General features: G+C 36.6%; 18 protein-coding genes. 13 read left to right on the forward strand and 5 right to left on the reverse strand.

Annotated elements, in window-relative coordinates:
- The first annotated feature begins 72 nt into the window (after positions 1-72).
- The 7 genes from B3600_RS14780 (at position 73) to B3600_RS14810 (ending at position 5,996) form a co-directional block, all read left to right on the forward strand.
- Positions 73-681 carry a hypothetical protein gene (locus B3600_RS14780; RefSeq protein WP_286753454.1) on the forward strand — a complete coding sequence of 203 codons (609 nt, stop codon included), beginning with the start codon at positions 73-75 and terminating at the stop codon, positions 679-681.
- Between the two features lie 67 nt (positions 682-748).
- Positions 749-1,483, forward strand: coding sequence for a DUF4249 domain-containing protein (locus B3600_RS14785; protein ID WP_286753455.1), 735 nt, complete (start codon positions 749-751; stop codon positions 1,481-1,483).
- Between the two features lie 265 nt (positions 1,484-1,748).
- Positions 1,749-2,165 (forward strand): hydroxyisourate hydrolase, encoded by a 417-nt coding sequence (uraH, locus tag B3600_RS14790; RefSeq protein WP_286753456.1) that lies wholly within the window; start codon positions 1,749-1,751, stop codon positions 2,163-2,165.
- 44 nt (positions 2,166-2,209) lie between these two features.
- Positions 2,210-3,046, forward strand: a complete 837-nt coding sequence (locus tag B3600_RS14795; RefSeq protein WP_286753457.1) for a phytoene/squalene synthase family protein — start codon at positions 2,210-2,212, stop codon at positions 3,044-3,046.
- Between the two features lie 55 nt (positions 3,047-3,101).
- Positions 3,102-4,025 carry a TIGR01777 family oxidoreductase gene (locus B3600_RS14800; protein WP_286753458.1) on the forward strand — a complete coding sequence of 308 codons (924 nt, stop codon included), beginning with the start codon at positions 3,102-3,104 and terminating at the stop codon, positions 4,023-4,025.
- A 175-nt stretch (positions 4,026-4,200) separates the two neighbouring features.
- On the forward strand, positions 4,201-4,764 hold the full coding sequence (locus tag B3600_RS14805) for a Crp/Fnr family transcriptional regulator (RefSeq protein WP_286753459.1): 564 nt from the start codon (positions 4,201-4,203) through the stop codon (positions 4,762-4,764).
- 77 nt (positions 4,765-4,841) lie between these two features.
- Complete coding sequence (locus tag B3600_RS14810) at positions 4,842-5,996, forward strand: acyltransferase (protein WP_286753460.1); 1,155 nt, start codon at positions 4,842-4,844, stop codon at positions 5,994-5,996.
- Between the two features lie 485 nt (positions 5,997-6,481).
- On the opposite strand, the gene B3600_RS14815 is transcribed toward B3600_RS14810, so the two are convergent.
- Positions 6,482-7,048 carry a fasciclin domain-containing protein gene (locus B3600_RS14815; protein WP_286753461.1) on the reverse strand — a complete coding sequence of 189 codons (567 nt, stop codon included), beginning with the start codon at positions 7,046-7,048 and terminating at the stop codon, positions 6,482-6,484.
- A 397-nt stretch (positions 7,049-7,445) separates the two neighbouring features.
- Here B3600_RS14815 and B3600_RS14820 point away from each other — a divergent pair, with 397 nt between their 5' ends.
- The 6 genes from B3600_RS14820 to B3600_RS14845 all read left to right on the forward strand — a co-directional run bounded on the left by B3600_RS14820 (position 7,446) and on the right by B3600_RS14845 (position 14,231).
- The gene (locus tag B3600_RS14820; RefSeq protein WP_286753462.1) at positions 7,446-7,940 is read left to right on the forward strand and encodes a hypothetical protein; all 495 of its coding nucleotides are present in this window, start codon (positions 7,446-7,448) and stop codon (positions 7,938-7,940) included.
- Between the two features lie 346 nt (positions 7,941-8,286).
- Complete coding sequence (locus B3600_RS14825) at positions 8,287-10,674, forward strand: ABC transporter permease (RefSeq protein WP_286753463.1); 2,388 nt, start codon at positions 8,287-8,289, stop codon at positions 10,672-10,674.
- Between the two features lie 228 nt (positions 10,675-10,902).
- Entirely contained in the window at positions 10,903-12,075 is a 1,173-nt protein-coding gene (locus B3600_RS14830) for an MFS transporter (RefSeq protein ID WP_286753464.1), read from the forward strand.
- Positions 12,076-12,372: 297 nt separating this feature from the next.
- Positions 12,373-12,999 (forward strand): DAPG hydrolase family protein, encoded by a 627-nt coding sequence (locus B3600_RS14835; protein ID WP_286754002.1) that lies wholly within the window; start codon positions 12,373-12,375, stop codon positions 12,997-12,999.
- Between the two features lie 74 nt (positions 13,000-13,073).
- The gene (locus B3600_RS14840) at positions 13,074-13,889 is read left to right on the forward strand and encodes an AraC family transcriptional regulator (protein ID WP_286753465.1); all 816 of its coding nucleotides are present in this window, start codon (positions 13,074-13,076) and stop codon (positions 13,887-13,889) included.
- Between the two features lie 87 nt (positions 13,890-13,976).
- Entirely contained in the window at positions 13,977-14,231 is a 255-nt protein-coding gene (locus tag B3600_RS14845; RefSeq protein WP_286753466.1) for a hypothetical protein, read from the forward strand.
- Positions 14,232-14,269: 38 nt separating this feature from the next.
- Here B3600_RS14845 and B3600_RS14850 read toward each other — a convergent pair whose 3' ends face one another.
- From B3600_RS14850 to B3600_RS14865, 4 genes are all read right to left on the reverse strand, one after another.
- Entirely contained in the window at positions 14,270-14,629 is a 360-nt protein-coding gene (locus tag B3600_RS14850; RefSeq protein WP_286753467.1) for a hypothetical protein, read from the reverse strand.
- A 65-nt stretch (positions 14,630-14,694) separates the two neighbouring features.
- Positions 14,695-16,647, reverse strand: a complete 1,953-nt coding sequence (locus B3600_RS14855; protein WP_286753468.1) for a polysaccharide biosynthesis protein — start codon at positions 16,645-16,647, stop codon at positions 14,695-14,697.
- Positions 16,628-17,716, reverse strand: coding sequence for a GNAT family N-acetyltransferase (locus tag B3600_RS14860; protein WP_286753469.1), 1,089 nt, complete (start codon positions 17,714-17,716; stop codon positions 16,628-16,630). Before B3600_RS14860 ends, B3600_RS14855 begins: the two co-directional genes overlap by 20 nt.
- A gap of 254 nt (positions 17,717-17,970) precedes the next feature.
- Positions 17,971-18,471 (reverse strand): GNAT family N-acetyltransferase, encoded by a 501-nt coding sequence (locus B3600_RS14865; RefSeq protein WP_286753470.1) that lies wholly within the window; start codon positions 18,469-18,471, stop codon positions 17,971-17,973.
- Between the last annotated feature and the right edge of the window lie 4 nt (positions 18,472-18,475).

The raw sequence follows: 18,475 nt of genomic DNA on the forward strand, positions 1-18,475 counted from the left end.
ATCGCTTTCGGATACTTTCGAAATTTCAATGGTAGCGCTTATGAATTTTCAGTGGAGTCCTATTATAAGTCCATGGCCAATCAGATCGATTTTCGTACCGGCGCAGATCTACAGACTAACGAATTGCTTGAAGGAGAACTTCTTTTTGGTAAGGGGCGTGCATATGGTCTTGAATTATTGCTACGGAAAAATAGTGGTAAACTAAGTGGATGGATAGGTTACACTTTATCGAAGAGTGAGCGAAAGTTTAATGGAATTAACCAGGGAGCCTGGTTTAATGCAAGGCAGGATCGTACCCGTGATCTTTCCGTGGTGACGATGTATAAGTTGTCGGACAAATGGTCTTTGGGCGCAAATTTTATTTTTAACAGTGGTAATGCAGTAACTTATCCAGCAGGGAAATATGACTTAAATAACACCACGTTATTTTATTATACAGAGCGAAATAGCCATAGGTCGCCAATTTACCATCGTTTGGATCTGTCTGCAACGTATGAACCTCAAAAATCAAACAAACGTTTTACTTCCAGTTGGACATTTGGGCTATATAATGCCTACAACCGACGCAACGCCTATATTGTGGACTTTAGGGAAAATGAGGTCAATCCCAATATAACAGAAGCCTATCAGATTGCATTATTTGGTATTATACCATCTATTACCTGGAATTTTAAGTTTTAATGATATGAAAAAACAACTACTTATAGTATGCTTACTTCTGGCATCTTTATTTACCTCCTGTGAAAAGGTGATTGATCTAGATCTGGAAAATAGCGAAGCGCGCATTGTGATTGAAGGTAACTTGAATGATTTAGACGTAGATCAGCTCATTAGAATTACTAAGACCGTCAATTTTGATACAGATAGAAAAAGTGAACCAGTACTCGGTGCATCGGTGATGGTGCGTTCTTCTGCGAATGAGGAAATGAACTTTGTCTATGAAACTGATGGTTACTACCGGGCGCAAAACTTTCAAGTTCGTCCAGGATTAAAATATAACCTTGAGGTAGTGGTAGATGGCGAATATTACCGGTCTTCGGTCGCTATGCCTCCGTATGTAGCTATAGATTCTTTGGGCGCCACAAAAGAAAAGATTTTTACAGAAGAACGTTACTATCCAACCTTTAAATTTTACGATCCTGCACAAGTAAACAATTATTATCTGTACGAAATCGCTGTCAATAATTCTCCTATGCGCTTTGCTTCAACTTACAACGATAAGTTCAACGATGGAAAATATATTACACATGAAATCTCTGATTGTACAATAGATTTGGAGCTCAATGACGAAGTTAAGATAATCCGGTACTGTGTTGATGCCAGCGTCTACAAATTTTGGAATGAGTTTCAAGCAGCAAATCCCGGTGGGGCAGCGCCGGGAAATCCAAGCTCAAATATATCTAATGGCGCGTTAGGGTATTTTTCGGTAGCGTCTTCAGGGACATATCTTTTCAAAACGCAGGAATATATGGAGAAATTATAATGAGACGGGCTTGGATAAGTTGTGTTTTTGGTTTATTTTTATACTTAAAATAGTCTTTAACAATATGTATTTAGAATAAATATATTCTAATTAACGAACTGTGATGGTCTTTAGGAGACTAAACCACAAGTGGACAGTTGGTAAACAACTTGAGGAGAAAATTATAGTGATGACTGTGAATGAGCGCGCGAACAAAAAAGGCAAATTTGAAAAAAGCTGATCATAAGTAAATGAATTATTTAACGAAATAAAGATGAATATAGCGATGATGCATACAAAAAAGTACATGATCATGTTGTTATGTATGATGGTTGGATTGACGGCATATAGCCAGAACAGTAAATATCAATTGTCAAGTCACATTCTGGATATTTCAAAGGGAAGCCCTGCACCCAATGTTAAAGTGGATCTGGAGAAATTGATGCCAAACAAGCAATGGGTAACTGTGGCCAGTGAAAAAACGGATAACAATGGTCGCATCGGTAATTTCCTGGATACTGGTAAAGTAGACAATAAGGGAGTATATAAACTTAAGTTTTATACGGAAAGCTATTTTCGTTCTCAAAAAACCGAAACATTTTACCCATTTATCGAAGTCGTTTTTGAAATCAAAGATGATAAGCATTATCATGTTCCGATCACTGTTAGCCCATTCGGATATGCAACATATAGAGGTAGCTAGCTAAAATAAAATAAACGTAGAATCGGAAGATAATCTATAGGACTATGAAGAGACTATTTGATGAACTCGCATATGAAGTAAGCAAAAGAACGACCGAAAAATATAGCACAAGTTTTTCGCTCGGTATTTTGGCGCTAAAACCACGTATTCGTAATAGCATCTATGCGATTTATGGCTATGTGCGACTTGCTGATGAAATTGTTGATAGTTTTCATGGGTATGATAGGAAGCGCCTTTTGGGACGATTGTATTTGGATACCAACTGTGCTTTAGAAGAAAGAATTTCCTTAAATCCAATTTTGCAGTCCTTTCAGGAAACTGTGCACAAGTATAAGATCGACGTCAGGCTGATCAGCCAGTTTCTTCATAGCATGGAAATGGATCTGAATAAGGTTGACTACAATTCCGAAAGTTATAAGGAATATATTTATGGTTCGGCTGAAGTAGTAGGGCTTATGTGCTTACAAGTGTTTACAGAGGGAGATCGAAAGCGGTACGAGGAGCTTAAGCCTTTTGCAATGAAATTGGGATCAGCGTTTCAAAAAATAAATTTTTTACGGGATCTCAAACAGGATTACCATACGCTTGGAAGAACCTACTTCCCCAATTTGGATATGACTGTCTTTAATAATACGATCAAAAGTCAGATCGAAAATGAAATTCATACAGAATTTAGGGAGGCGCTATTGGGAATCAAAAAGCTCCCAGGTTCAGCAAAGTTTGGGGTTTATCTTGCTTACAAATATTACCTTTCACTATTCGCGAAGATCCGTAAAAAATCTTCAAAAGAAATTTTAGAGCATAGGATTCGCATATCGAACCCCCATAAAGCGCTTGTTGCCCTTAAGAGCTATTTGCGTTACAAAATTGCTTATTTATAAAACAGCGCAGCACGCTGTTTCACAATGTTGTAGAAAAGATTAAAAAAGCTTATATATGAAAAGGATCTTAATTGCTGGGGGGACTGGTTTTGTAGGTGGTTATATTACTGCACACCTTAGGAAAATTGGTTATGAGTTACATCTCCTTACGCGGACACCCAAAGACCAATCTGCAAGTGGCATAAGATATTTTGAGTGGGATCTGAAAAAAAGCTTCATAGATATCAATGCCTTCGATGGGGTCGATACAATCATTAACCTCACTGGTGAAAATATAAGTGCAGGTCGATGGACTTCCTCGCGTCGCCTTGAGCTTATCGAAAGTCGTGTATTGTCATTGAATTTACTATTTGAATACGTCAAACGCCACGAGCTTAAGATTGATAAAATCATTTCATCATCTGCGGTAGGTTATTATGGAGCATATACTTCTGATACCATCCTTTCTGAAGATTCTAGTAGTGGAAATGACTTTTTGGCTCATATTTGTAAGGTATGGGAAAAGGCTGCATGGCAGTTTGAAAGCTTGGGGGTCAAAACCATTATTTTACGGAAAGGTATTGTCTTGGGCCGAGATGGGGGAATGTATGCCAAGCTTGCTCCTTTGGCAAAACTTGGTATTAATGTTTCTCTGGGCGATGGAAAACAATATATTCCATGGATAGACATACATGATGTCGTACGCTTGTACGAATTTATACTTTATCGGACGGATATTCGGGGTGTGTATAATGCTGTTGCTCCACAACATATCACGATGAATGATTTTGCGTATGTGCTGCTCAGGTCATTTGGTAGGAGCAGCTTTTTGCCGAATGTGCCTGGTTTCGTTATTAAACTATTGTATGGTGATATGGCTGCTATGCTATTAAATGGTTCTCCTATAAGTGCCGAAAAAATTAGGAACAGAGGATTTAAATTTAATTATGATACCATTGCAAGATCACTAAACAATTGCAGTAAGTCATTCTTTATTTAAGTAGGTTGACTTGGTAGCTATCTTTTTATTTATTTCCACTGAAATTGACGTATACCTTCATTCTTTTATAGTCAAAAATTAAACAGTAAGACAGCCTTGAATGCAGAAGTGGTGCGGCTTTATAAATTTCTTTTCTTTAGCTTTGTCGTTTACCAAAAATTGAAAATAACCTTTCATGGATAATATCATCGCATCTATACGTAGGCATTTTGATATAAAAGAAGAGTCTTTAGAAATTTTGCTTAGCAATTTAAAAGAACTGAGTGTGCCCAAAAAGGCCATATTGATACAACCAGACAGAAGTGATCGGAATATTTATTTTGTAGAAAACGGAATTGCCCGCGCCTACACGGTACGCGATGGAAAAGAAGTTACTTCCTGGTTTAGCAAAGAAGGGGATCTACTTTATTCAACAAATAGTTTCCACGGACCCGTATCGGGTTATGAGAGTGAATCAGTACAGATTCTGGAGGATTCGGTGTTATATTTTATGCCAATTGATCAGCTGGAAGTACTTTGTCGTAGTCATATCGATATTGCGAACTGGATGCGGTATGTACATCAAAAAGCCTTTTTGGAGATGGAGCGCAGGTTAATCAATCGATTTTATCTTTCGGCCGAAAAACGTTACGAAGATTTTATGGCAAATCACTCAAAATTAATCCAAAGGGTAAATCTGGGCTATATAGCGTCCTATCTTGGCATATCTCATGTGACACTTTGTTCCTTGCGGAAATAGTGCTATTTCTTTAACTACTTAAAAATTGTTCAGCGGTAGATTGTCTATTTTTGCATCTTAACCAAACTACGTTGAACATGCAAACCTCTACTTCTAATTTTGATCAGCAAAGAATTGTCTGGGTTGATGTATTGCGTTTTATCGCTATAATTATGGTGATTGCCATTCACTGTTCCGATCCATTTAATGTGTCGCCCGAAGCGCGATCAAATCCGGATTTTAACTACTGGGGTGCTATATACGGCTCACTTCTCCGGGCCTGCGTACCGATTTTTGTTATGATTACCGGGTTGCTTTTGCTTCCTGTCAAGATGAATATGGGTGACTTTTATAGAAAGCGTCTTCTGCGCATTACAGTTCCTTTTTTATTGTGGTCTGTATTGTACAACCTCTTTCCTTGGATTACGGGTGTACTCGGTCTTCCCTCAACGATCATATCAGAAGTGTTTGCCTATGCTCCGAAAGACGCTGCCCAAACTTTGGAGAGTGCGCTTATTCAAATTTCTTTAATTCCAGTTAAATTTAATGTGTATACCGTGCCTATGTGGTATATCTATATGTTAATTGGCGTTTACCTTTATATGCCTTTCTTCTCTGCTTGGGTAGATAAGTCAACTCCAGGTCAGCAAAAAGTTTTTTTGGGAATTTGGATGTGCACGCTTTTTTTGCCTTATGCCTATTCATTTTATTCCAAAGAGCTATTTGGTCTCAGTGCTTGGAACAGTTTTGGTACATTTTATTATTTTGCTGGATTTAATGGGTATTTACTGCTTGGGTATATATTGACACATCGCTTCAAAGTATGGTCCTTTCGCAAAACACTTTTGGTTAGTATACCCTTATTTGGTATTGGGTATGGAATCACATTTAGTGGTTTTAAATGGATGGTAGCCGATCCCAACTCTAGTGAGGACCAGATCGAACTGTTTTTCTTATATTGTTCGCCACAGGTATTAATGATGACATTAGCCATTTTTTTGTTGGTTCGAACCATTAAGTTGAAGTCACCAAAATGGAGAAAGCTGTTTTCAAATATTACAAAATGCGGTTTTGGAATTTATCTGATACATTATTTTGTTGTAGGTTTTGGTTATTGGCTGGCTAACATACTTGCTATTCCGATATCGTTAAAGATCCCTGTCACTGCAGCTATTGTTTTCTTGGTCTCCTGGGGTTTTGTCGCTTGTTTTTATAATATGATTCCCCGGGCATCAAAATGGATCTTTGGATAATCTGCTTTATGAAGTAAGCTAGTGATTATTAGGTTGTGTGTTTTCCTGAAAAATAGGTTGCATCTAGGTGCTGATGAATGGAAAAAAAATATATTTCAGGTTTTGTTTGACAATTGGGAAAGATATTTATTTAAACGATGTCGAATATAAAAACAAATATGATGACATTAAGGGCAGCAATCTGAAGAAATTTCTCAAATCGGCACAAACAGAATTCCACTTTTCGAAAACACCTAAAAACAGGCTTCAAAACATATATTGGTATTCTAATCAACATTCGGAGCGCTATTTTGGTTTGAGAAAAACGAAGTATACTAAATTTAATGAACGAATTCCTTATTGAAAACCGTTCGGATGGGAGGAAAGAATAAAACGAGCAATGTTAATATTGCTCGTTTTATCATTATTGACAGCACTTTGATGTGATAAGAAAACATCATTGAATCTATGCTGACAATAGATAGTTGATTCTATGGTAACAATATTTAGGGCATCAATACAGCATCAACCACATGGATTACCCCATTGGATTGATTGACGTCAGCGACCGTTACCTTTGCGCTGTTGCCTTTTGCGTCTTTTACATATACATCGTTCCCTTTCATCCAAAAAGTAAGGTTGCCACCTTGCACTGATTTGGCTACGTAAGTTCCTTTACCATCTTTGATTGCTTTGGCGATCTGCGCGGCACTCCATTTTCCAGGAATCACGTGGTAGGTCAATATTGAGGCTAATTGAGCCTTATTTTCTGGAAGCATTAAATTATTTAGGGCCTCTTTGGGTACTTTAGAAAAGGCGTTATTGGTAGGGGCCAAAACAGTAAAAGGACCAGCTCCCTGTAAGGTTTCTACAAGGCCAGCAGCTTTTACTGCAGCAACCAAGGTAGTATGATCCTTGGAATTGACTGCATTCTCAATAATGTTTTTGGAAGGATACATCGGTGCACCACCTACCATAACAGTTTTTTCCTTTGTTTGAGCCTTACCCATATAAGTGCTTCCCAATAATGTTGCTGCAGTGGCAGCCACCCATAAGATTGATTTAATTTTCATGATCTTTATTTTTTATCTGTTATTTAAAAGTTTTATATGATCATTTACGATGAAATGGAAAGCTTGGATTGCCGTGAAGAATAAAATTTGCTTATTTTAGCTTAGTGCCCTCTGTGAGTTTCGATTAAACTTCCAAAGTAAGCATTGTTAAGAAATCCAATCACCAAATACATTTGTGTTGGCCTTAATAGAGAAGTGCCTATCTTTGAGTGCAGACTTCATTGGAACCATAAAGGTTTTGTGGCTGTGGGAAAGGCTCAAGCACTACCATTCTATAACGTTACACCCTTGGAGGACGATGATTATTTTACAAAAACTGTTTTTTCATTTAATCTCAATTTTATGAAAAAACAATAATGTAAAGCGTATTCTGCTTCAGGGTGAAGAGAAGATTGGGATGAAATATATTTACGGTTTTAACCCCGATGGCATGATCCTAAGTATGACTAGCATACGATATAATAACGAAAACGAATTCGAGGCAGAAGAACGTACCGAATATTTCAATTTTAGTAAAAATATCGGCAATCTGGATACCTGTTATCAAAAAAAGACATATTACTATTTTAAAGGACATCCGGCAATGTTGTTTCTACATAATGGCTGTGCCGTCGAGAAAGCACCATCGGAACTGTACCAATTCAAGGAAGGACTTTTATTACAACTCACCGATGCGCCGTCTTCCCTTGATCCCAAAACTGAAAAGTATGTCTATGACCAAAATCGAAACCTGAAACTGATGAAAGATATTTGGAATGGACGCAAAGTAAGCGAGCTGGGAATGCGTTACGATGAAAAAGGTTTTTTGATCTCCATACAGCGAAAGTCGGATACTGCAAAGGGTCATTATTTTGAAGACCGTACTTTAAAGGCAACATATAGTTTTTACTAACCGTTAAAATAATATATCTATAGATTTTAAATCTATTAGTTCGAACTTCAATTTAAACGGTCAATTTGAGACGGAATCGCATGGTCAGTCTATCCGATCCAACAATATGCCCAAATAAATTTTAAAGCTACATCCAGCAGGATATAGTTTTAGTCGGTAAAGTTAGCAATTTTGATAATAATTGGTGTACGCGCGTGAACAATCTGTTTATAAACTGTTCATATTCGTACATTTCTCTTTTTCCAAGTAAAAACCTGAATAGGCCGTGATAGCTTTCAGATGGCATAAGTGAGCTTGTCGCGACAACTGGTATGGTATTTGGCATGCTGCTGATAAAACTGATCCTATGTTCTCTAACTATCTCAAGATTGCTCTCCGTATACTTTGGCGCAACAAAGTTTATGTGATTCTAAATACGATAGGTCTTGGGTTTGCCATTGCTTGCTGTATATTATCATATCTCAATTACAACTATAGATCAAGCTTTGACCAAAATCATACAAGTGATAAACATGTTTTCCGCTTGAATAGTATCCGTATGGTAGACGGCAATAAGCAGTTCTGGGGGACTGTGCCCGGACCGATGGCAGATGCAATGGTGAAAGAGAATGCCGGAGCTAAACAGATCGCCCGTTTAGGTAATGCAGCTGTGGTTGTAAAGATCGGTGATTATACTTTTGATGAACACATCCATTTTGCCGATAGACCGCTCTTTGATTTATTTAACTTTCCCCTACGTGACGGAAATTTATCAGGTTTTGATCAACCCAATCAAATAGTCATCAGTGAAACACTCGCTGATAAATATTTCCCAAAACAGGTTCCAGTAGGTCAGTCCGTTACGCTTATCGGTGCAGACGGTCAACTTCGTGTTTACACAATTGCTGCGGTGACAAAACGGATTCCTGCCAACTCAAGTATTCAGTTTGATATCATTACATCGTTTAACAATGGGGGGAACTTTGGTTTTACCAACTCAGATAATTGGACGCATTCAAAGAGCATCACCACATTTGTGGAATTGGATGACAGCAATAAGGCTACCTCCGTTATAGCTAATCTAAATCGCTATGTTGCGTTAAACAATCAGCATCATACAGGTCAGCGAATAGAAGGATTTACATTACAGCCTTTTTCAGAACTGGCGACCAGTTCTGATATTGATATGCCCGGTTATATTTATGGTAGTCAGCTGGTCACGAATCCACGTGGAGTATTGGTGATTATACCCGCGATTATGTCACTGTTGCTATTGTTGATTACCTGTTTTAACTTTACCAATGTCTCTATAGCCTTTGCCAGTAGCCGATTGAAAGAAATCGGTATTCGAAAAGTAATAGGAGGGGTAAGACGACAATTGGTTTGGCAATTCTTAACGGAGAATATGATACTCTGCCTATCAGCAGCTATATTGGCTCTGGTTTTTGTCCAATTACTGCTACCGACTATCAACCAACTTACCGGCCTTGCGCTTTCGCCCGATTATGGACGGGATTTTGGCTTCTGGCTTTTCTTGCTATGTATCCCGGCTATCTGTGCGATGCTTTCAGGTTTGTACCCTGCTATGTATATTACTTCCTTCCAGCCAGTGTCAATCCTAAAGGGGAAAACAGCTTTGGGGGCTTCCAATAGATTTACACGTTTTTTACTGATTTCCCAATTCAGCTTATCATGCTTTGCGCTGGTTGTGGGGATTGTTATGGCCAACAATGCAAAATTCCAGCAGAAAGCCGATTTTGGTTATGCTATCAATGAAGTAGCGGTTATCACTATCAATAACCCACAAGAATATGCCTTGTTCAGCGCTGCCGTCAAAGAGAATCCAGCTATCAAAAATGTAGCAGGAACAACGGAACAGATCGGCGAAAGTTCTTATACGCAAAATGCCCAGGTTGGAAAAGAGAATATACAGGCGCAGGTAGCACGTATTGGGGGAGAGGAGTATCTGAATAGTATGGGAATCCGTTTAGTCCAAGGCCGTCATTTTTTTAATATAGGGACTGACGCAGACAAATCTATTATAGTCAATGAAACATTTTTGCAGCGATCGCAGCTGAAACAGGCTATTGGGCAGCAGGTCACCTTGGATAGTACTAACTATACCATTGTTGGTGTTGTGAAAGATTATAAAGAGTATGGACTTCATGGACTTGTACCTCCCTGTGTATTGCATTTGGCCCGACCGGATGAGTATAAGTCTATGGTCATTCGGGCAGATAAGGATAAATTGGTAGCGGTAAACAGGTATCTACAGTCGACGTGGAACCGGCTGCTACCCAATATGCCATACCGTGCCTACTTCCAGTCTGATGTAATTGAAAAAGAGATTCGCATGACGGAAGCTTTTAAATCTATCGCATTTTTTCTGGCCATTACGACGTTGCTCTTATCCGCATCCGGTTTATTTGCCCAGATTTCCTTAAATATAGATAGAAGAAATAGGGAAATCGGTGTTCGTAAAGTGTTGGGCGCTTCAATATTACAGATTATCCAATTGATCAGTAAAGAATTTATACGCATTCTTCTCATAGCATTTGTGATAGGTTCTGTATTAGGCTATTTGTTCACCGGTAAATTTATTTTTCAGGTTATCTATTACTATCATTCAAGTCCTGGTCTTATGCCATATATCAGTACATTATTTACCGTTGTATTGTGTTGTGGATTAATTGTCGGAATGAGGGTTTATAGGGCCGCAAGAACCAATCCAGTTGACAGGTTGCGCGCTGAATAGACAATTTGTAGCTGGCAGTCGGAGGACAGCTGGCCATATAAAATAATATTTTAAAGCTATTGTCTTTAGATATCATCTTTAGCAGTTATATAATTAAAGATAATCTTGGTTTTTACCGCATTTGTAATTCCAAATAGTTCAATATGATTAGATAATAATACACGAATCAAAGGCCTATACGTGCGGATCTTTGAGATGTTAATCTTAATCATATAATTGGTGAAAGACATGAAAGAATTATCGAAATTAGGAACCTTTGCTATTCTACTGACAAGTAGCCTTACGATCATGGTGGGCACTGTATTGGCGCCATCTTTAACAGAAATTTCAAAACACTTAGGATTTGTTGAAAGCCCGGGTTGGCTAATTACGCTGCCCTCGCTTGGCTTAGTATTATTTGCTCCTATCATTGGCAAGCTAATTGACAAAAAAGGACCATATGTAATGATCTACTGGGGGCTGATTCCATATGCCCTGTTAGGGGTACTAGGTGCGGTATTAAGTAATTTTTATGTGGTGGTAGCTGGTAGGTTATTATTAGGTGCCGCGACAGCTGCCATACAGTCTTCCAGTTCCAGTTTAATCGCAGAGTTTTTTGATGGTGAGAAAAGGATAAAAATGATGGCAAGGCAAGGCATGTCAATTGAAATTGGCGGGGTGGTCTTCTTAAGCATAGGAGGAGTTTTAGGTGAAATAGATTGGCATCTTCCCTTCTTGATTTATCTTTTAGGCGTTATATGTGCAATTCTGATTATATTGTACATTCCTCGTTTTGATTCTGAAAAAGCTAAAAAGTCAGTCAGATCTGGAGCCAATCCATCATTTAACAATGGAAAATACATTAATTCAAAAGAGGTCCTAACTTTTTGTGTCTGTTCTACGCTTTCTATGACCTTATTTTTTGTTGTCTTTGTTGGACTACCTCAATACTTGCCAAAAGCTTTTAATTTTAGTGAATCTAATACTGGCTATTTCATGGCATTTATTTCTCTTGTTGCAGTTGTATTTGTAGGGCAAATGCCAAAAATGTCAAAATGGATAGGCTCAAATAACACCGTTTCGTTAGGATTTTTACTCTTTGGCTTAGGACTATTTTTTTTCTCTTTTGCTGAGACTACTTTAGTTTTATTTCTCGCGGCTTTGGCGATGGGAGCAGGCTTTGGATTCACTGTACCTTTATTAAATCACCTGATTGTTGAGCATAGTGATGCAACAAATAGAGGCCGAAATTTAAGTTACTATTCCATTGGTATTTTTGGCGGACAATTTCTCTCTTCTTTTTTGGGGATGCTATCATCAAATCACCGAGCGGTATTTCGCGTTTCCGCTTTCTTAGCTTTGATTGTTTGCATAACATTATTTTATAATAAACCTCCTAAAATAGAAGTGGCGATTCAATAATAGCCTCCACATTAATAAACTACGCCTAACTTCTGAAACGTTTGACTGGTGGTTTACTTGACACCAGCTAGTGCTACCTCGTCATAGAATTTAGGGTCATTATGTACATGACAGAGTAAATAATTAATAAAATTTTTCTAAATACATTGTGAAAATTATTTGAGATTCCAAATAGTTCAACATCACTGGCAAAAAGTACACGAATTTGCAGGCTGCCTATGGCATCTTTGTGAGAGAAATAACAAATATCAAATATTATGAGAATCGAAGAAGCTAATGACTTGTTAAAACCTGGCTATTTTACCATTTGAAGCTGGGTATCATCGCTATGATGATGGACTTACTGTTGTTGCAGCACGTTCAAGTCTACCCAATATTACCGGCAAAATGATTGAATGGTGGTTTGGCTATATCCAAACTACCGAACAATACTCTTGGTGGCATAAGAAAGACCACATTTTCAGTGATTGGATCGGAGAAAGAGGAACCGGGAAGTATATCGGGGGAACCCATATTGCCCATGAGAGACTTGGGGGTGAAGAGGTACACAAACTGAAGATAAATTTCCAAGATCCTGTCAATATTCTTGATACCTCAAAATTTGATGAATTAGGCTTTACAGCAATTCATGCCCGTTTAGGAATTGATGGGTTACCCGGATATGCCGCTAAAATGGTTCACTTTATAAGAGATACAGCCTATGGATGTGAAATGAGAAGTAGGTTTTGGTTGGGCTTATTTGAAGGTAATGATCTAGCAAATGATTATGAGACCAGGATGAAGATATATCCGGATGAGGTAGGAGCTGGACTGTGTACGCATTGTCATGAAGAGATGAGCAATTTTGGAATATTTCTTCCTGAATTATACGAGCGGGAAACAGGACAGAAAGTAAAAATACATTCTCTTGGAGACGTCATGTAATTGTTTAATTATTATTAAAAAGCTATCTTTAAACACTAAAGGTAGCCTTTGTGTTTCTATTAACTTCTGAATGAATGAAATTAAGCCACCCAATTGATTTCGATAAATTAATAGTATATGATCTTCATTTATGCCCCGAGCAATATTTTCGAAGTGTCGATAGGGAAGAATACTTTGAAATGATTTGGTTTAGCTACAAGGAGTTAGCGTTTGAAGATCAAATTACGGATAAACAGTACATTTATCTCGTTCCCCCCTTTCGCTCAATTCAAGTGGATATGAAAGACAAGAATGGCTATATCATATCATTTAAGCGTGAGTACTTGGAAGAAGATGACAAAGAATATGCGTTGGACGTATTCAAACTCTTCAATATGCAGGGACAATATTCTATTATTCCGCTTGATGCTGAAGTAACTGTACGATTTAAGCACCTTTATTCCCTTCTAATTGATGAGTATCAGAATCCCAAGGGAACTTATTTGGTATTAAAATCTCTTTTAAAGGTGTTCTTACTGAACCTGATAAGATTGAACCAGAAAGCCTTTCTTATACAGGATGTCAATCAAAAACGTGTTTATGAATTCATAGTATTAATGGAACAATACTATAAAACTGAACGTCGAGCATCTTTCTATAGTGGTAAATTGGGACTTGGAGAAAAAAGGCTAAATCAAATATTAAAGGAGAAAATGAATAAGTCATTAACTCAATTACTACATATCAGATTAATTGTAGAGGCGAAACGTAAGCTAATTAAAAGTGATCACACAATTAAAGAGATCGCTTATGAACTGAATTTTGAGGATAGAGGATATTTTACTAGATTTTTCAAGAGGTTCACCGGCCAAACCCCAGATGATTTCAAAAAAGGGATTATTACTACATGAATTTTATCTAGCGCATATTGGGATTATATTCAATCCTAAGGATTATAAGGCTTCTTTGGAGCCTATCAAAACAAAACAAAAAACTAAATGAGAAAGTTGACTCTCAAAAAAGGTGTTAAGATATTTCTAAAAGTAACCGGTACAATAACTGCCATTTATGTTTTGATATCAATATTGATTCTTCCAGGTGGTAAATTTATTTACACTTATTATCCTCCTCAGACCCCTATCAAGGTTGCAAAAGATAATGGAAGTTTTATCAAAGAACTTTCTCCGTCAAGCATTAATATTATTGATACGATATACTATTGGAATTATTTAGTTTTGGATATAGCTAGTTAGGGTGAGATTACAATAGGAGGGTAGGCTTCAGGTCATCTTTACAATAAAAAATAACCATTTTTGCCTGTTGAATTCTTATTTGAAGGTGAGTTCTCGGAAATGAGATTTAATAGATCATTATATTTTTCTAACAAGCCAATATATTTATTCATCCAGAAATAAACAGAATTATCATCGGCATCTGTATTTTTTACAGAAGAAGCATCTTGTGCACTAAGCACGTGACGATGGTTTTTTACTAACGTTTCAGGTAGTTCGGCCGTGAAATCGTGTCCAATTATATTACCAACTTCTAAGAGAATTTGAAGATTCAAATTTTCTTGTTCAAACCAATTATATATTGTTCTTCTACTTACTTTAAGCTTTCGGGATAATTCGCTAATCCCAATACGTTCCATTCGAAGAACCTGTTTTAGAATATTTCCTACGTGTATGCCCATAATAAAAAAATGTAAAAGTTGATCTAATTAGTCTCACACAAGTCTAGCTCTTCATATTTGGAATTATTACTGATGAAATCTGGTAGAATTTCTTTCATTTTTTTTACCATTTCATAGTCATTGTTCAAGCTATTTAAGCACAATAATTCCTCTGTAACCTGATGAACATAATTAAAGCTATAATCAATAATTTTAGATATTTTAATCTTTTGATGATGGGTCGGAATAGTTTCTTCTTCCAAAAGGAGTAACTCCTCATATAACTTTTCTCCGGGGCGTAGTCCGGTAAAAACAATTTTGATATCCTTATCAGGCGCCATGCCGGCAAGTTTGATCATGTTCTTTGCCAGATCAACAATCTTAACCGGGTCTCCCATATCAAAAATAAAGATTTCACCTCCATTTCCCATTGCTGCAGCTTCCAATACCAATTGTACAGATTCAGGAATAGTCATAAAATATCTGGTTATTTCGGGATGGGTAACTGTTATTGGGCCACCCTTTTCTATCTGAGCTTTAAATCTCGGAATGACAGATCCGTTTGACCCCATAACATTCCCGAAACGGGTCGTAATAAATTTGGTTTTTGGTTTAAGTAAACTCTTAAAATTTGCTCTAACGTTCTCCGAAGCTGATAATATATTATTGTTATTTAGCGATTGGATATACATTTCTGCAAGACGTTTAGAAGCTCCCATAATATTAGTAGGTTTTACAGCTTTGTCTGTAGAAATCATAATAAACTTTTCTACCTCATGATCTATCGAAAGCTCGGATATGTTTTTCGTACCCAATACGTTGGTTAATATAGCTTCTGCAGGATTATTTTCCATCATCGGAACATGTTTATAAGCCGCTGCGTGAAAAACAATCTGTGGTTTAAATTCTTCAAACAGTGTTTTCATTCGGCTTTTGTTCTGAATGTTGGCCATGAATATTTTGATTTTACCTTCGGGATAATAATCTTGAATTTCAAGCTGAAGTTCGTGTAAAGGTGTTTCTGCCTGATCGCAGAGGATGATATACTCTGGGTTATAGTTTAAAACCTGACGTACAATTTCGGAGCCTATTGAGCCTGCTGCTCCGGTAATCAAAACTCTCTTTCCGTTTATCTCTTTTGATACATTATTCTTTTTGAGGATAATAGGTTCCCGCTGTAAAAGATCTTCAATTTTCAAGTCCTGTATCTGATTAGGACTTAATTTACCATATAGCCATTTATCAGAAGACGGCACTGTAACCACTTTAATACCCAGTTCTATACATTTTTCAATTGCTTTCTTTTTTCCATTACTATTTAGATCGTTCCCAACTAATAAAACTTTATTGATAGCATATTTTTTCTTAAGTGTTTCTATGCAAAATGACGGATATACATTTTTTTGTTCTATATGTTTGTTTATTTTATCCTGATCATCATCAATAAAACCAAACACATTTATAGGTGTTTCCTGACAGGTATCCAATGCTTGTTTCACCAGAATTGAGGTGTTGTCAGTTCCATAAATTAAAATATTATCCTTTTTATTTCCGGGTTGTAAATCTTTTAAATATCCAAAAATGTGTTTGACGGATATTCTCAAAATAATTAACAAGGATGAAGAAATAAAAAAGTTCAATAACAGTACTTCGTCAAACCATTTCCACGGAAGTTTAAAATATGGAGCAACCAACAAATTACTGATAAGCATAAAACCAATACTGCTTATTAGCACCGCCATGAATACGCGGAAGATATCTTCTGTATTGGAATATCTTATGATTCCTGTATGAATTCTCATGTTGATAAACACGTAAATAGAGATCACACTGTAAAGTCCTATATATAGGATATCGCTGGTGTAAAACAATTCAGCAGATTCAATTTTTTTTGTCAGCAATAAAGACATAAAGAGTGTCCAGATTACGATTAACTGATCGATCAATAATATCAGCCATCTTGAATGTACTTTATTACTAAATAATAACTTTTTCATAATAAGAGTAATTATAGATAAATAATAGAGAGGAAAATAAGGTAATGAAAGCTCTGTATAAAGGGAAATAGTCGATTGCTATTTTTTTATCAATTCCTCGCTTATCAAGCAAATAGTTGTATGCTTTGCGGTTTGCAATGAACCGGAAACTTTTATAGTTTAAGAATAGATCTGAAAAAGCCGATTTCCATCGGAATAGGGAATCTTCTTTAAAGCCGAGCCCCCCACCTAGATGAAAAAACTTCATTCCCCTTTCCCGTCCAATAATGGTAATTTCATCAACTAGAAATTTTGCAGGAGATTGATTTAAATATGATGCTTTAGTAGCAACCAAATGTGCCTGAATAATGCCGTGAGAAAAAGAGATGATCATTGCACATGTTATTTCATCACCTAAATAAACCAATAATAATCTGCAGTCAAACTCTTTTGAATGAATTAGGTTTGTAAAGTATTGTTTATCAAATAAATAGTATTCAGTTGAGCCGATTCGACGCATGTTTTCTGTATAGATATCAATGAATGTATCAATATCTTCCTGTCGTTTTGATTCCTTTACGAAGTATCCTTTATTCCGGCACCTTTTGATCGCTCTAGTGGCAGACCGATCGTACTTTTTACGCTGAACATCTAAAGGTAAATTCAGATCGAGTGCAACAGTAAGTCCATTTTCATGAACCCCCTCAAATTCTTTCATCAAAATATACTGATCAAAAAAAGGGTTCAATCGGGAGAATACGGAGACTATCTGTTCGTTTTTCAGAAATTTTAAAAATGACTTTTTAAAATTATCGATTAATCCTTCATCCAGGTGTTCGAATTTTTTACTTGCAATTGGTCCAGGATATCCATACACAGAGCTTAAATCAAAAAATGGCGAATCAGGGATAACTCTTTTGAGGAACGGAAAGGCTATGAAATTTTCACCTTCTTCATAAATGAAGAGTATAGGATCACCACTATTGTCTAAAGAATGATAATGCCAGGTATGATAAAAATCGTGTACAAAAGAGCGTTTAATGTAGGAATTCCATTCGCTTCTTTCGTTAAGGGTAAGTAATTTAATCATGGGATACATTTTTAGGTGGACACAAGACCAAGAGGTTAATCAAATACTAACATATATCAGCTAATATTGGAGTATTACATTATTTAACGGCATAAAGTCGCATCTGTATAAGGGGAAATACTCAATCTTATTATTAGGATCGATTCCTATACGATCAACTAAGGAATTATATATTTTCTCATTGGCGCCATACGTAGGCTTTCCATTGCTCTTTGTGAAAAAGAGTAATTAATTTTCTCATGATAGTAAGTGAACTAAGGTTGGATGGGAAACTCTTTTTTATTTAATTTCATTTTAATAAATCCATTTGCTTCATTGGAGCCTACTGCAACAAAACCCATTCTTTCGTAAGTTTTATAAGCAGAAATATTTAATGGATTTACCTCTAATAAGACACATTTTAAACCTAGTTCGAAAAAAGCATACTTTAATATAAGCTTTGTAGCTTGCTTGCCTATTCCGTTTCCCCATAAGCTTTTTTCACCTATGAATATATGAAAGGATGCCAGTCCATTATTTATAGTTAATAACTGAATATTTCCTATGTATTGATTGTTTTCTTTAAGACAAATTGCAAACCGTCGTTCATTCTTATTCTCTAATTTGCCTTTTATCCATTCCTGTTCAGTTTCTAAAGAAATGTATCTATCAGGTTTAAATTCAGTATATTTCCAGATGTCAGAATCATTTCTCCACTGATAAGAGACATTTGCATCGCTTAAAACCAATGGTCTTATATAAACTAAATTATCCATCCTA

It is taken from the genome of Sphingobacterium sp. UBA2480 (genome assembly GCF_002341965.1).
GTDB classification, from domain to species: Bacteria; Bacteroidota; Bacteroidia; order Sphingobacteriales; family Sphingobacteriaceae; genus Sphingobacterium; species Sphingobacterium multivorum.